The 15,794-nt window shown below is 36.9% G+C and carries 12 protein-coding genes and 1 rRNA gene; 9 read left to right on the top strand and 4 right to left on the bottom strand.

Annotated elements, in window-relative coordinates; translation table 11 throughout:
- The first annotated feature begins 140 nt into the window (after window positions 1-140).
- Entirely contained in the window at window positions 141-671 is a 531-nt protein-coding gene (gene ntdP / locus WAX78_RS19930) for a nucleoside tri-diphosphate phosphatase (RefSeq protein WP_336483753.1), read from the top strand.
- 56 nt (window positions 672-727) lie between these two features.
- Window positions 728-2,485 (top strand): ABC transporter ATP-binding protein, encoded by a 1,758-nt coding sequence (locus tag WAX78_RS19925; protein WP_336483752.1) that lies wholly within the window; start codon window positions 728-730, stop codon window positions 2,483-2,485.
- Window positions 2,486-2,505: 20 nt separating this feature from the next.
- Here the strand turns inward: WAX78_RS19925 and WAX78_RS19920 are convergent, their stop codons facing one another.
- The 3 genes from WAX78_RS19920 to hemL form a co-directional block, all read right to left on the bottom strand.
- A complete protein-coding gene (locus tag WAX78_RS19920) occupies window positions 2,506-3,594 on the bottom strand; it encodes an FUSC family protein (RefSeq protein WP_336483751.1) in 1,089 nt (362 codons plus the stop codon).
- A gap of 347 nt (window positions 3,595-3,941) precedes the next feature.
- Window positions 3,942-8,381, bottom strand: coding sequence for a glutamate synthase-related protein (locus tag WAX78_RS19915; RefSeq protein WP_336483750.1), 4,440 nt, complete (start codon window positions 8,379-8,381; stop codon window positions 3,942-3,944).
- Between the two features lie 263 nt (window positions 8,382-8,644).
- Window positions 8,645-9,934 (bottom strand): glutamate-1-semialdehyde-2,1-aminomutase, encoded by a 1,290-nt coding sequence (gene hemL, locus WAX78_RS19910; protein WP_336483749.1) that lies wholly within the window; start codon window positions 9,932-9,934, stop codon window positions 8,645-8,647.
- Window positions 9,935-10,190: 256 nt separating this feature from the next.
- Here hemL and WAX78_RS19905 point away from each other — a divergent pair, with 256 nt between their 5' ends.
- The 6 genes from WAX78_RS19905 to perR all read left to right on the top strand — a co-directional run bounded on the left by WAX78_RS19905 (window position 10,191) and on the right by perR (window position 14,820).
- A complete protein-coding gene (locus WAX78_RS19905) occupies window positions 10,191-11,204 on the top strand; it encodes an ABC transporter ATP-binding protein (RefSeq protein WP_154709357.1) in 1,014 nt (337 codons plus the stop codon).
- On the top strand, window positions 11,197-11,988 hold the full coding sequence (locus WAX78_RS19900) for an ABC transporter permease (protein WP_336483748.1): 792 nt from the start codon (window positions 11,197-11,199) through the stop codon (window positions 11,986-11,988). Before WAX78_RS19905 ends, WAX78_RS19900 begins: the two co-directional genes overlap by 8 nt.
- Before the next feature lie 6 nt (window positions 11,989-11,994).
- Window positions 11,995-12,780, top strand: a complete 786-nt coding sequence (locus WAX78_RS19895; RefSeq protein ID WP_336483747.1) for an ABC transporter permease — start codon at window positions 11,995-11,997, stop codon at window positions 12,778-12,780.
- Between the two features lie 141 nt (window positions 12,781-12,921).
- A complete protein-coding gene (locus WAX78_RS19890) occupies window positions 12,922-13,326 on the top strand; it encodes an ion channel (protein ID WP_336483746.1) in 405 nt (134 codons plus the stop codon).
- A 46-nt stretch (window positions 13,327-13,372) separates the two neighbouring features.
- On the top strand, window positions 13,373-13,828 hold the full coding sequence (gene bcp / locus WAX78_RS19885) for a thioredoxin-dependent thiol peroxidase (protein ID WP_336483745.1): 456 nt from the start codon (window positions 13,373-13,375) through the stop codon (window positions 13,826-13,828).
- Window positions 13,829-14,394: 566 nt separating this feature from the next.
- Window positions 14,395-14,820: a peroxide-responsive transcriptional repressor PerR gene (perR, locus tag WAX78_RS19880; RefSeq protein WP_336483744.1), complete on the top strand. Its 426-nt coding sequence runs from the start codon at window positions 14,395-14,397 to the stop codon at window positions 14,818-14,820.
- 68 nt (window positions 14,821-14,888) lie between these two features.
- Here the strand turns inward: perR and WAX78_RS19875 are convergent, their stop codons facing one another.
- Window positions 14,889-15,245 carry a YgzB family protein gene (locus WAX78_RS19875; protein ID WP_336483743.1) on the bottom strand — a complete coding sequence of 119 codons (357 nt, stop codon included), beginning with the start codon at window positions 15,243-15,245 and terminating at the stop codon, window positions 14,889-14,891.
- Between the two features lie 425 nt (window positions 15,246-15,670).
- On the opposite strand from WAX78_RS19875, the gene WAX78_RS19870 reads away from it, so the two are divergent.
- Window positions 15,671-15,794 (top strand): 16S ribosomal RNA (locus WAX78_RS19870); the annotation flags it as partial.

Raw genomic sequence — 15,794 nt, 5'->3', positions numbered from 1 at the left:
TGTTTTAAAATTTCGACAGAACCGTTATAATAAAAAGAAAAGTGAATTCGACTCAATATGTTTTGAGAAAAAAGTAAAAATGAAAAGTATACCAGGTAACAACCTTAGAAGAGCGTTCACGACGAAAGAAGGGAGAAAGTATGGGGTTTCCCAAAGAAGGAGAAAAAGTACAAATACATAGTTATAAACATAATGGCTCTATTCATAGAATGTGGGAAGAGACAACGGTTTTAAAAGGGACACAAAGTTTTGTTATTGGAGCAAATGATCGAACGATGGTAACAGAAGCAGATGGAAGAACGTGGATTACTCGTGAGCCGGCTATTTGTTATTTTCATTCGAATTATTGGTTTAATGTTATTGGAATGCTGAGGCAGGAAGGTGTATACTACTATTGTAATTTAAGTTCGCCATTTGCCTACGATTATGAAGCGCTAAAATATATTGACTATGATTTAGACATTAAGGTTTATCCTGATATGACGTATACATTGTTAGATGAAGATGAGTATGAGAAACATCGTGAGCTTATGAACTATCCAGCTGTAATTGATACGATATTAAAACGAAACGTTGAGTATTTAACGCAGTGGATTCATCAACGAAAGGGCCCATTTGCTCCTGATTTTATTGATATGTGGTATGAACGATATTTAATGTATAGAGACTAGAGAAAAACCTGCTAGGAAATCCTGCAGGTTTTGTCTTGTTAGAACGGGGGAGTGGCATGAAAGGAATAAAACGGTATCTGCAATTCGTAAAGCCGTATCGGTGGTCCATTACAATTACTATTGTAATAGGTCTCATTAAATTTGGTATTCCGCTTATTATGCCGTGGTTATTAAAGTATATTATTGACGATATTATTCAAGGGGGAAGTTCACTAGAACAGAAAACATCTCAATTATTTACAGCTATTGGGATTGCATTGTTTATTTTTGCGGTGCTACGGCCTCCAATTGAATATTATCGTCAATATTTTGCGCAGCGTATCGGAAATGAAGTGTTGTATGATTTGAGAAAATATATTTTCGCGCACTTACAAAAATTAAGCTTACGTTATTACTCTAATACGAAGACCGGTGAAATTATTTCTCGTGTAATTAATGATGTTGAGCAGACGAAAGACTTTGTTATTACTGGGTTAATGAATGTTTGGCTGGACACAGCAACAGTTTTTATTGCAATTGCGGTTATGTTTTCGATGAATGTGAAATTAACGCTTGTTTCCTTACTCGTATTGCCTGTTTATGTAGTTGCAGTCAAATATTTTTTCAGTCGTCTTCGAACATTAACACGTGAGCGTTCACAAGCATTGGCGACGATGCAAGGGTATTTACATGAACGTATTCAAGGTATGCCAGTGACACGTAGCTTTGCATTAGAGGAGTATGAAGAAGAGCAATTTCAAGAGAAGAATAATAGATTCTTAACGAAGGCACTAACACATACGAGCTGGACAGCGAGGACATTCTCTACTGTAAACACATTAACGGATCTTGGTCCTTTAATCGTCATCGCTTTTGCTGCTTATGAAGTCATTCATGGATCGTTAACGCTCGGTACAATGGTAGCCTTTGTTGGATATATGGATAGTTTATATAGTCCGTTACGCCGTCTTGTAAACTCTTCGACCACACTTACGCAATCTTTTGCCTCTATGGACCGTGTTTTTGAATTGCTAGATGAGGAGTATGATATTATAGATTGCCCAGATGCTATCGTAAAGGATTCACTTCGAGGTGAGGTCGTATTTAAAAATGTTTCATTTCGCTACAATGAAGATGACCAAGATGTACTTCGAAATATTTCTTTATCTATTTCACCAGGTGAAAAAGTAGCACTTGTCGGTTTAAGTGGGGGTGGAAAGTCTTCACTTGCAAGTTTAATCCCTCGCTTTTATGATGTTTCGAAAGGATCAATTTGTGTAGATAAGATTGATGTTAGGAATTACGCTGTGCGTAATTTACGCAGTCATATTGGTCTTGTGTTGCAAGATAACATTTTATTTAGTGATACAGTTGGAGCGAATATTTTATACGGAAAGCCTGAAGCAACAGAAGAAGAGGTAGTAGAAGCAGCTAAAGCTGCACATATTCATGATTTTATTACGAGTTTACCTGACGGATATGAAACAGTGGTCGGAGAAAGAGGTGTGAAATTGTCAGGTGGACAAAGACAACGCATCGCGATTGCACGTGTATTTTTAAAAAATCCGTCATTGCTTATTTTAGATGAAGCTACATCTGCGTTAGATTTAGAAAATGAACGTTATATTCAAGAAGCCCTGCAAACGCTAGCTGCTGATCGAACTACAATTATTATTGCGCATAGATTATCAACAATTACACATGTAGATACAATCATTTATTTAGAAGACGGTGAGATAAAAGAAAAGGGTTCTCATCAGCAATTAATGCAAAAGCGTGGTCATTATTATAATTTATATCAAATTCAACATATAAAAGAAACGACCCCTTCGTAATGTGAAAGGGTCGTTTTTTATTATTCATCTTCTTGTTTATCTTGAATTTGTAGTTCATTTTCTGGATTATGATACGTATAGAAACTGTCTACAAGTAAATCTAAATGTTCTACTTCCTCGCTATAATTAATAATAGCTGAAACGAGAGGGAATAGATGAAGCCATATTTTATAGCTTTCTTCATCTTCTTTATTTTGATAGTTCATAAACATATCGATTAGTTGTTGTTTACCAATAGAAATCTCGTCAAGAAATTCAACAGATTGTTGTTTTTTGGATTTTCCGATAAATTTCAGCAATACTTGTTCATGATAATGTGTTAATGAATCAAGTTCATTTTGAATCGATTCTTGAAACGATTCTGGCATATAACGTAATTCGTTTTCTGTTCGATGTAATGCTTTTAATGTGCTCAAAGCACGATTAGTTGTCGTTAACATTTGTCTAAATAAAACTAGCTTACGAATTTTAGCAACTTGTACTTTTTTCGTGTAGCTTCTTTCTTCCTTATACAGTAAGTAGTAATGATTTAGACGAATCATTTTTTCTTTCATATGGTCAATATCTGTTTTCAATGTTGTGAAATCAGATGCTTGCCTGCTGCTCATACGAATCCATTTTACAATTTCTTCTGTACTATCAACGATTTTGTGATAAAGTTTTGTTTCGTATTTTGGCGGCATAAATATTAGATTTACGAGAGATGCCGCGATAATCCCAATCATAATTGTTGCAAAGCGTAATAGGGCAAAATCAAAGAAATTTGCACCTTGATATTCCATAATGGCAATAACAGTTACGAGAGCGATAGAAATTGTATTTTCTAAATGTAATTGTAAAGCAAGTGCAATAACTAATATACATGTTAATCCAATAATAAAAGGGTTGTTTCCAAAAGCAAACACAAAGACAATGGCAAAAATTGCTCCAATTACATTTGCTTGAATTTGTTCTAGAGCTGTTAAATACGATCGGTATACAGAGGGTTGTACAGCAAAGATTGCTGAGATCCCAGCGAATACAGGGCTTGGTAATCCAAGCAATAAACAAGCAAATAAAGCTAATGTAATGGCAATACCCGTTTTTAAAACGCGAGCACCAAGTTTCATACTCTTTTTTATATCCTTTCTTTCTTGTCATAATGAATGTACAACATGATACTATACATTCATTAACTTATGTTAGCAAGTAATATTTTAATGAAAAAACCTGCTGAAATTCAGCAGGTTTTTTTATTTGTTATAGAGTACTACGAGAATCATAAGTCGTCAATTAGAAAACTGTTATTCTCAAATAATGAAAATTTTATTCCGCTATTTGCAGGCAATAAGCCCCGCCTCAAGATTATGAGGAACCCTAAGAATCTTGAGGTGGGGAACTGGTCTGTGCTTGATTGATTTAACTAACCATCAGTGGGGGTAAAGAATCCCCCCGCTGATGGAAGTTTCACTTTATTTTATTCTGTTGAAACAGACGGGTCTGCTTGCTCTTTTGCTGGAATTACTTCGTAAAAATGCGAATTCATATCTTCTAACAAAGGTGAAAGAAGAGCAACTTCTTCATATTGTTCATGTTCATTTAATATACGAAGATAGTCTAATAATAACTCTTTCACATCAGATTCTCCTATTTTGCTGAGTGGACGAAGAGTAACATTCGCTCCTTTTGCAATTCGTCGCTCTAATGCTTGTTCTGTTAATCCGAGATCAGGCTCATGACGTAAGTATACAACTCCTCCTGTCATTCCGGCACAAATCCACGGGCCAGGGTCACCGAGGACGAGCGCGCGGCCGTTTGTCATATATTCAAAAGCAAATCCTTTTATATTAGCGTGAACACCAATATTTCCATACTCTTCTTTTGGGAGTGGTTTTGTCATTCTTCCGCCAATAATCATATCAGCCCCTGATAGACGAATCCCAGCTCTAGCGTCAGCATTTCCTTGTACGTATAATGATCCTTTTTGCGCTCCGTATCCGAATCCTTTTCCAGCAGAACCGTTATAGTATTTATCGTCTTTTCCTTTTGTTTTTGTAATGTAAATACCGCCTCCAAAAGCTGTTTTTCCGATGCCGTCTTGCGCGCCGCCATTGACATGAATGAATAGATTTTCACTATTATAGGCACCTAAGCCATTTCCGGGAATGGAACCATTTGTGTACTTTAATGTAATTGGCTCTAATACATGATTTTCGTACAATTTACTACGCACGCGGTAGCAAGATTCCATGCCGCCCATTACGCGCTGTTCAACGCCAACACTAACAAGCTCTTTTGATTCAATGGCATAAGGGGTTTCATCGCATTTTTGCTGTGATGTTGCTTGCAGGGCATGGTATGTTACATCTTCTAATGTTTGTAATAGGTAATGTAAATTAAGTGAATGCTGGCCGCTTACTTGTTCTAATAAATCGGAACATCCGACAATTTCTTGTAAGTTTGTATGACCAAGCTGCCCTGTTAATCGCTTTAGTTCTGTTCCGAAAGCTGTGAATAAATTTAATAATCCTTCTACAGCACTTTCAAAATTTCGTGGTACAAAGCGGCGCAGACCATGTTCTTTCGCTTGTGCTTCTGATTCAATTTGCGTTGCAATTCCAACATGACATGTATCTAAATGACAACCGCGGCATGTTGTACAACCAATGGCAATCATAGAAAGTGTACCAAAGCCAATACGGTTTGCACCAAGAAGCATTATTTTTAATACATCTGCAGCGCTGCGTATACCACCATCAGCCCAAATTTCTACGTGATGTCTCATACCGGCTTCTAATAGAGCGTTATGGGCCGCTTTTACACCAATTTCAACAGGAAGGCCAACGTGTTGTAAGGCGTGAATACGTGCTGCACCTGTTCCGCCGTCGAAACCGCTAATGTTGATAAAATCAGCACCAGCTTTGGCGATGCCGACTGCAATGGTTCCGATATTAGGGACAACAGGAACTTTAACAGCTACTTTAGCATGTTGATTAGCCGTTTTAATTTCTGTAATCATTTGAGCTAAGTCTTCAATCGAATAAATGTCATGGTTATTAGAAGGAGAGATTAAGTCGGAACCAATTGTTGCATTTCGCGCTTCTGCAATTTTTGCTGTTACTTTTGAGCCTGGTAAATGTCCGCCTTCTCCCGGTTTTGCTCCTTGCCCGATTTTAATTTCAATTAAGTTAGAGGAATTAAGCAGTTCAGCATTGACGCCAAACCGTCCTGACGCAACTTGTTGTCCGCGTGTATGCGGATATTTGCCAATCATATCTTTAATTTCGCCGCCTTCACCGTTTAAACTAATCATATTTAAGCGGTCGGCAGCCTCAGCATAAGCACGGAAGGCAATTTCATTTTGTGAGCCGAATGACATCGAACTAATAATAAATGGCAGGCTATGATTTTTTACTCCAATTGAAACTCGCTCAATTGGAACTTTATGATTTGTTTCCTTTATCTTTATAAGATGCCGAATTGTTGTTGGATTTTTTTCTTCTAATTCTTCTAGTTTTTCACGATAATCATCGTAGGCATTTCCTTTTGCGATGTCCCCGATTGCTTTCCAAATGCGCGGGAATAGATGAAATGTTTTTCTTATTTTTGCTTTTTCATTCGCATAATCTATTGCTCGTGCTGTTGCATCCTCAGCTAGTGCTTCTAGTGAAAAATCTAACGTGTCAGATCCAAGGAAGTTTGTAATATCCAGTATACATGCGATTTCTTCATGTAAACCAATGGAAGAGAAGAGTCGGCCGTAGCCGCGTAATTCATGAATTCCAAGTGTTGAAATAACTTTTTCAAGCCCTTTATTGAATGCAGTATATAAATTTAGAATAGGCTTTTCTGTTCTGTCATTTACTGTTGCAAATGTAAGGTATGGATTTATAACGTCTGCTCCTAAACCATATAACGTTACAATATCATGTAAAGAACGAAGCGCTCCAGAGCGTACGACAATTGCACACTCACGACGGAGTTTGTGTTTTGTAAGTTCTTGATGGATTTTTGCTGTGATTAAGTGTGGATCAATCCATAATTGGTTATTTTGATGAGCCTTTGCATCGTCGAGTACGAGAAGAGAGGCTCCTTTTTTTACTGCTGTTACAGCTTCTGATCCTAGTCGATTCAGTGCAGTATATAAAGTTTCATCCGCTGTAAATGTTCCAGATAATTTATAGACAGTGCTATGCAGAGCAAACGTACGGATGAGTTGTTCATATGTTACTGTTTCTAGATGCTTTGTTGCTTGCTGTCCGGATTCTCCTTCTAAGACAATAGGACTTGGAAGTTCTACAACAAATGGTTGTTCTTCTGTGGCATACAGATTTGGACGTGTTCCTACAATTGTACGTGTAGAGAAGTGCTCTATTTCTCGATCGCGATCAATAGCAGGATTTGTTACCACAGCAACGCTTTCCTTTATAAAGTCAGCAATATTTCTTCTTCCTATATCGAGTCCTGCAAGAGGAGCATCATGTCCGAGAGAACGGATTGGCTCAGCGCCTTTTTCAGCCATTTGTTCGAGAAGCTGAATATGCTCGCGGTCCCAGCCAAAGGCTGCGTATTGTTCTGTTTTGACTTCAGTAATTGAAGCAAGATTATCCAGCTCTTCTGTTGGTGGAACATGTAGATGATGACGATAGTCGGTAAAGTCAATTCGTTGTTTCATACGTGTATATACTTCCTCTTGATATACATCGTATTCGTATAAAATAAGCTCGCCTTGTGAATTCCGCTTTAACCCTATTTTTTCTCCAGGAGCAAGTGATTTTGGTTCCGCGACATATTCTGATGGAGAAATAACACCTGGTTCAGAAGAGAAGATATAAGAATTTTCTGTTTCTGTTTTCCAAACTGGTCGTAAACCGAGAGAGTCTACACTAAAAACAGCTTCATCTTTATGCCTTGAAATAATTCCAGCCGGTCCTTGAGCAAAATGTCCCCAAGCTTCACGCATATACGTATATAAGTCTTGCATATGCGGCTTGTATAACTTAATTTCATTAATAATTGGTGGAAATAATATATCCATCGCTTCGAATAAACTGTAGTTGTAATGAGTGAGAAGTGTTTCTAGGGTGCGGTTTAAGTCTTGAGAGTCGCTGCCTCCGATTGTAAGTGGTACATCAATCATTTCAGCTTGATCACGCAGCTTAGCAATTGTGTTAATTTCTCCATTATGCCCAAGTATACTAAATGGCTGAACGCGAAAAAAATTAGATAATGTGTTAGTAGAATAACGGTTATGTCCAAGTGTCATTGTAGATGCGATAAGTGGATTTCGCAGGTCAGCATAGTATGCCACAAGTGTATCACCAGCTCCGAGTACTTTATAAACAACATAATCCTGACTGAATGACGCGACATGAATTGCTTCGTTTTTTTCAATTTCTATCGTTAGAGAGAATAATAATTGATCAATCTTTTTATGTTGATTTTCTGGAACAACAGCAATTTGCCAAAATAGTGGTTCTTCTTGTTTGCCGAGAGGTCCGAGTGCATCAGAGTTTGTTACGGTGCTAGTTTCAAATACGATAGTTAGATTTTCTTTCTGCAGCAAGGAACGAATATCATTTTGTAAGGAGTTTGCATCTCCTTTTTGGTGTAGAAAAAAATGTCCAACGATAAAGTGGGGATGGTCCACTAATGCTGGATTATAACCATTTTGATTTAATTTTTCTTTCCAAAGTGTTTTTGGAAGATCGATATGAATTCCAATCCCGTCACCTTCATTATTAATAAATCCAGCACGATGATTCATTTTTACCAGCGATTCTATACAAAGATTAATATTTTCTTTCGTTGGAATGTTTCGTTTTTCCATTACGGAAACGATTCCACACGCGTCATGTTCTGCATTTGCATAATTTTGAAATAAAGACGGTGTCCATCTATTTGTTTTATTGAGCATCCGTCAATCCCCCCTTGATATGGAATTAGAATAATCAAAATATTAAAGGTGTACGACACCTAATATTTAAAATAATGAATCGTTATTTAGGAATAAAAAATAGATAATTTTGAATAATTATACTATTAATTCATGATTTATGAAATAGTAAAAATAAAAAAACAGAGGAGATCCTCTGTTTTTATTTTATTCCGCTTAATTAGGCGATATGTTTTTACTGTTGATCAGTGGGGGATGAAGCCCCCACTGATGGAAGTTTCACTTTATTTTAATGCAGCAAATGCTCTGCCAACAGCTTCGATTGTGTATTCAATGTCTTCTTTTGTATGCTCTGTTGTTAAGAACCATGCTTCATATTTAGATGGCGCTAAGTTAATTCCTTCATGAAGCATTAGCTTAAAGAATTTACCAAAAATTTCACCGTCTGTATTTTGTGCAGCATCGTAGTCTTCGATTTTATTTTTAGTAAAGTATACTGTTAAAGCGCCTTTTAGACGATTTACTGTAATATCAATGTTGTGTGCAGCTGCTTGTTCCAAAATACCTTTTTCAAGCATTGCTCCAAGTTCATCTAGTTTTTCGTATACTCCTTCTTGCTTTAGTACTTCTAAGCATGCGATACCAGAAGCCATAGAAGCTGGGTTTCCAGCCATTGTGCCAGCTTGGTAAGCAGGGCCAAGTGGTGCAACTTGTTCCATAATTTCTTTTTTACCACCGTAAGCGCCAATTGGAAGACCGCCGCCGATTATTTTGCCAAGAGCAGTTAAGTCTGGTGTTACACCGAGTAAGTCTTGAGCACCACCATACATAAAGCGGAAAGCTGTGATAACCTCATCATAAATGACTAATGCACCTGCTGCATGAACAAGTTCATTTACTTTTTCAAGGAATCCAGGTTTTGGTTCTACAATTCCGAAGTTCCCAACGATTGGTTCTACAAGAATCGCTGCTACTTCATGTCCCCATTTATCTAATGCCTCTTTTAATGTCTCTACATTATTAAAAGGAACTGTGATTACTTCTTGTGCGATGCTCTGTGGTACACCCGCAGAATCAGGAGTACCAAGTGTAGAAGGACCAGAGCCAGCTGCTACAAGTACTAAATCAGAATGTCCATGGTAGCAACCAGCAAATTTCATAATTTTCGTGCGCCCTGTATAAGCGCGAGCAACGCGGATTGTTGTCATAACAGCCTCTGTTCCAGAGTTTACAAAACGTACTTTATCCATTGCAGGCATGGCTTCTTTTAGCATTTTAGCAAACTTTACTTCTAAAGCTGTTGGTGTTCCGTATAATACACCATTTTCAGCAGCTACTTTAATTGCTTCTGTTACGTGTGGATGAGCGTGACCTGTAATAATTGGTCCGTACGCTGCTAAATAATCGATATATTTGTTGCCGTCTACATCCCAAAAGTAAGCGCCTTTACCGCGCTCCATTGCAACAGGTGATCCACCGCCAACCGCTTTATAAGAGCGAGAAGGGCTATTTACACCACCAACGATATGTTCTAAGGCTTCTTTATGTAGTTCTTCCGATTTTGTGAATTTCATGAAAATTCATCTCCTTACAAAAATCTATGTATTATTTTAACACGTTTTTGGAAAAGACGTATTGTTTGTGATAGTTGTTACTGTTGGGTAAACTATTCGTTGTGCTAAACTGAAACTTTCGTCGGCATTATCTACTTCATTGTTAGTTAAATGAAGCGAGTTCATAGGAGGAATCCTGCAAAAGCTCGCTGTCTTTATATTATAGGAAAATGAAAGGTGCTGCCTATTAGAGAGAGAAACAGAAAGGAGAATGAGTATGGAGACGGTTATTGAAGTAAAAGATTTACGAAAAGAATTTACATCGTACTCAAGTCGCTCAGGATTAAAGGGAGCGTTTCGGGATTTATTAAATCGTAATTATAAGATTGTACCAGCAGTAAATGATATTTCTTTTACTGTAAAGCAAGGGGAGATGGTTGGATATATTGGTGAAAATGGTGCTGGTAAATCCACTACTATTAAGATGTTAACAGGTATTTTAACACCGACTGCTGGACAAATCACTGTGAATGGCATGAATCCTCACAAACAAAGGGAAGAATTTGTGAAAACGATTGGTGTTGTGTTTGGGCAGCGTTCGCAGCTTTGGTGGGATATTGCTGTACAAGAGTCATTCCGTTTATTAAAAAAAGTATACGGTGTTTCTGATCAGCAATATAAAGAACATATGGAGCATGTGATTGAAACGTTAGATATTGGTCCGCTCTTGGACAAGCCAGTTCGGAAGCTATCTCTTGGACAGCGGATGCGCTGCGAATTAGCGGCAGCGTTAATTCATAATCCGCCGTTATTGTTTTTGGATGAACCAACAATTGGACTTGATGTTCTTGTTAAATTGAAAATCCGTGACTTTCTAAAAGAAATGAATGAGCGATATAAAACAACAATTTTATTAACGACACATGACATTACAGATATTGAGGCGCTTTGTGATCGTGTGGTTATGTTAGATGAAGGAAAAATAATGTATGACGGATCTTTAGACAAGCTAAGATCGCAGTGGGGAGCAGAAAAGGAAATACATTTTCAATTTGGAACTCCTGTTACTTATCAGCAGCTTGCGATGTTAATGCCTGATAATGATGTAGTTTGGTCGCAAGGAAAAGAACAAAATACATGGATCGCCAAGATTCCGAATGAAGAAATTATTATTTCCACTCTTATATCAAAAGTTGTACAAACTTTTGCAATTAAAGATTTAAAAATTAATGAAGTATCTACGGAGGAAATCATTCGTAATATTTATGAAGAGGGCATAACTCATGGGTAAGTATATTGAAATGATTCGCGTCCGTTTTTTAATGATGCTTGCTTATCGATCAAACTATTATAGCGGTATTATCATTTATACGATTAATATCGGAGCATATTATTTTTTATGGCAAGCGATTTATAGTGGGAAAGAAAATATCGAGAGTTTATCAGTTACACAAATGACAACCTATATCGCAATTGCATGGATGGCTCGTGCTTTTTATTTTAATAACATCGACAGAGAGATTGCGATGGAAATTACAGAAGGGCGGGTTGCGGTTGAGTTAATTCGTCCATATAACTATTTAGGTATGAAAGTGATGCAAGGGCTAGGAGAAGGGATTTTTAGATTTGCTTTCTTTTCTATTCCAGGTATGGTGATTGTTACATTGTTGTTCTCACTGCAAATTACAACGAATTTCCAAACATGGTTGTACTTCTTCTTATCGCTATTATTTAGTTTTATCATTAATACACAAATTAATTTAATGACAGGGATGTTAACGTTCTTTTTATTTAATAATAATGGAATTATGTATGCAAAACGTGTCGTTATCGATTTGTTTTCCGGACTGTTACTCCCAATTAGCTTCTATCCGTTATGGGCTCAAAAAGCAATGACGTTTTTGCCGTTTCAAGCGATTAGTTACATTCCGAGTATGATTTTTTCTGAAGGAATACAAGGTGAGGCAATTTATAAAGCTTTATTATTTCAAATAACATGGGCGGCTTTGCTCATTATTCCAATTGTTATGATGTGGAAAACAGCGAGAAAACGGCTGATTGTGCAAGGGGGATGATGAGGAATGTTATATTTTAAGTTGTTTTTACAATATGCAAGTCAATATATAAAAACGAAGCTAGAATACCGTGGTGATTTTATTGTTGGTTTATTATCAGATTTATTGCTACAAGCAGTAAACTTAATCTTTATTCTTGTTGTATTTGGACATACACAAGAATTGAAAGGATGGAATAAGGAGGAAGTTATTTTCATTTATGGGTTCTTCTTAGTTCCATTTGCAGTTTTTTCAGCGTTCTTTAATATATGGGACTTTAATGATCGTTATATCGTAAAAGGTGAAATGGATCGGATTTTAACACGTCCCATTCACAGTTTGTTTCAAATTATATTAGAACGAATGGAGTTGGAGTCACTTCTTGGTGCGATAACAGGTTTTGCGGTAATGGGATATGCTGTAGTACAACTTCAATTAACATTTCATTGGTATGATTTCTTTTTATTTATATTAATGGTACTAGGCGGTGCGCTGGTGTATGGGGGAATTTTCATAACACTTGCAAGCATTGGTTTTTGGTCAGATGCAAGAAGTTCCATTATGCCGCTTATGTATAATATCGGAAACTATGGACGTTATCCTGTTAACATTTATAATCGCGTCATTCGTTTTATCTTAACGTTTGTATTGCCATTTGCTTTTGTTGGTGTGTATCCAGCATCTTATTTTCTAGGAAAAACAGAATGGAATTCTTACGCATTTGCAACACCTGTTGTTGGGATTATTTGCTTCTCAATTGGTTTTTTCGTTTGGAATATAGGAGTAAAACGATATCGCGGTGCTGGAAATTAATAAAGTTAATTTGTTTATCCCGCTATTCGTGGGGGATTCAGAAAACTCCCAATGATGGGAGTTTTTCTCTAGGTTTCATTGTCCATTGAGGATGGGATAAAACTACCTTTGTCCTCATACAAATAAAATGAGGTGGAGGACATGTTATGGGGAATTATTTTATTTATTGCTGCGATTGCTGTGTTACGAAGTATCCAATTGTTATGGAGTTCGGCGGGGGGATCAAATCGTTTTTTTTCTTTGTATAATCTTATTTCATTATTTCTTATTTATACAACCATACTAATTGCATTTGCGTTAAGTTATGTTGTTCTAGAAGAAAGTGGATTTTCGGTATTACAGGAAGACGGAAAGATGATAACGAGTCATTCATTTTCACTTGTAGAGGTATGTTTATATTTTAGTGCGATTACATTACTCTCAGTTGGATATGGGGATGTAACTCCTATTGGAATTGGCCGTTGGATCGCGATTGTAGAAGCGCTAATAGGGTATACGATGCCATTTGCGTTTGTTGTACGAACAGTTATGGAAACTGAAAAATGATATGATATTTGATATAGTGGAAGAAAAAGACAAGGAGTGATTATACGTGGTTGCAGTAGGACAAATGGCACCAGATTTTACGCTAGAAGCAAGTAACGGAGAGCAAGTGAAATTATCTGATTTTCGTGGGAAACATGTTGTACTTTATTTTTATCCGAAAGATATGACACCAGGGTGTACAACAGAAGCATGTGATTTTCGTGATGCCTACGGAGTGTTTCAAAAGAAAGATACAGTTATTCTTGGCGTGAGTCCTGATCCAGCAAATAGGCATTTGAAATTTATTGAAAAACATGATTTACCATTTTTACTTTTAGTGGATGAGCAACATGAAGTAGCAGAACTATATGATGTTTGGAAGCTAAAAAAGAACTTTGGAAAAGAATATATGGGTATTGAGCGTTCTACTTTTCTCATTAACAAGGAAGGGGAACTCGTTAAAGAGTGGCGCAAGGTGAAAGTAAAAGGTCACGTAGAGGAAGTTTTGTCTTATATAGAGTGAAACTTCCATCAGTGGTGGGGGCTTCATTCCCCACTGATGGTTAGTTGAACCAATCGGGCTTTTACGGGCAGTTAGCCCTCACTTAGCTTCTTTGCTTTTCTTCGAATCTTGAGGTGGGGGTTTTACTGCCCGTTAATGCGGGATAAAGTGAAACTTCTATTAATAAAGGCGGGGTTTTACCCACTTGTGCAGCACAAAATAATAAGTGAAATATTACAAGGTATATGTCTATACACTTTTGGGGATTTCTCATATGTTAGTAGTGTAGGGCATACCTCCTCAGGTGATAGTTTTCCAAGTGCGAGTTTTTCTCGCACTTTTTTTATGTATATGTATAAAAAAAGGCAGCCTCATATAAAAATAAAATGAAACTGCTATCAGTAGGATCGTCCATTGATAGTTAGTTAAATCATCCGTACTTTTACCGCTTATTAGAGTGAAATGAATGTAAGATCAAGAATAAAACACATAGTTATAGTAGAAATATTGACGAGTGAAAGGAAAAGGAGTACACTCTTTATAAGAATTATAAAATAATAATCCGTATAGAATCGGGGTGCATGACGGTGGTCAAAGAGGAATTAAAAGAAGCGCTGGAAATGTTGAAAGATACGGGTGTACGCATTACTCCACAGCGTCATGCTGTTTTAGAGTACCTTGTGGAATCTATGGCGCACCCAACAGCGGATGAAATTTATAAAGCATTAGAAGGTAAGTTCCCAAATATGAGTGTTGCGACAGTTTATAATAACTTACGCGTATTTAAAGAAGTAGGGCTTGTAAAAGAACTTACGTATGGTGATGCATCTAGCAGGTTTGATTACGTTACAAGCCAACATTATCATGTTATTTGCGAAAAATGCGGTAAAATTGTAGATTTTCCGTATGCAGGTTTAGAGAAGATTGAAGATGAGGCTGCGAAAGCAACTGGCTTTGTAATCAATAGTCATCGTTTAGAAATTTACGGTGTTTGTCAAGAATGCAATAAGTAATAAGAACGATTAAGAGGCTGACATTTTAAGTCAGCCTCTTTTTTTATAGAAGTAACATATATTCTTCATTAGGCTTTGTAATTCTTTCGGTTGTATTTTTCATCAAATTCTTTTCCTTCTAAATTACGATCGAGCGTTAGAGGTTGGTTGCAATGCATACAAGAGTCGACTCGTCCAAGTACTTTAGTTGGTTTATTGCAAGATGGACAAACAACTTGGACAGTCTTTGTTGATAACATACCAATCCAGAAATAAACAACTGTACTAGCGATGACAGCTAAAAAACCAACCATCATGAAAATGGTCATAATAATCATATGTTCCCGAAAAAAGACCCCTAAGTATGCAATAAAAAGCCCGATGAATACTAAACTTAGTGCAAAGGTTCTAATCTTATTGATTTTATTTGAGTATTTAATGCTCATTCCCTTCACCTTCCTATAAGGATAATATATCATATATTTCTGAATTTTTGGATGATTGATATCTTATTTGTTGAATGCTGTATAAAGTTACAGAGATGTATTTTTTATAATAAGCTAATGATGTGAAGGAATAGCGGTCTTCTTGTGTAGTGATTTAACTATAATTGTGGAGTGTTTAAACGGGATGTGAAATTTTTTATAAAAAGTATTGACCCTCTGTAATGTCCGTGTTATATTAATAAACGTCGCTGATGCACGAAAGCAGAAAGCGAAAAGAAAAAAGAAGTAAAAAACAATGTTGACATCGAAAAACAAAGATGCTAACATGAGGAAGTCGCAATTGAGCGGCAAACAAGTTCTTTGAAAACTGAACGAAACAAACAACGTGAAACGTCAATTTTTATTTATGATGCTAGACAAACACTTTATTGGAGAGTTTGATCCTGGCTCAGGATGAACGCTGGCGGCGTGCCTAATACATGCAAGTCGAGCGAACCGATTAAGAGCTTGCTCTTAAGAAGTTAGCGGCGGACGGGTGAGTAACACGTA

This window comes from Bacillus yunxiaonensis (assembly GCF_037104695.1).
In the GTDB taxonomy this organism is placed as follows: domain Bacteria; phylum Bacillota; class Bacilli; order Bacillales; family Bacillaceae_G; genus Bacillus_A; species Bacillus_A yunxiaonensis.
The sequence above is the reverse complement of the archived record's forward strand: the minus strand, read 5'-3'. Positions and strand labels throughout refer to the sequence as shown.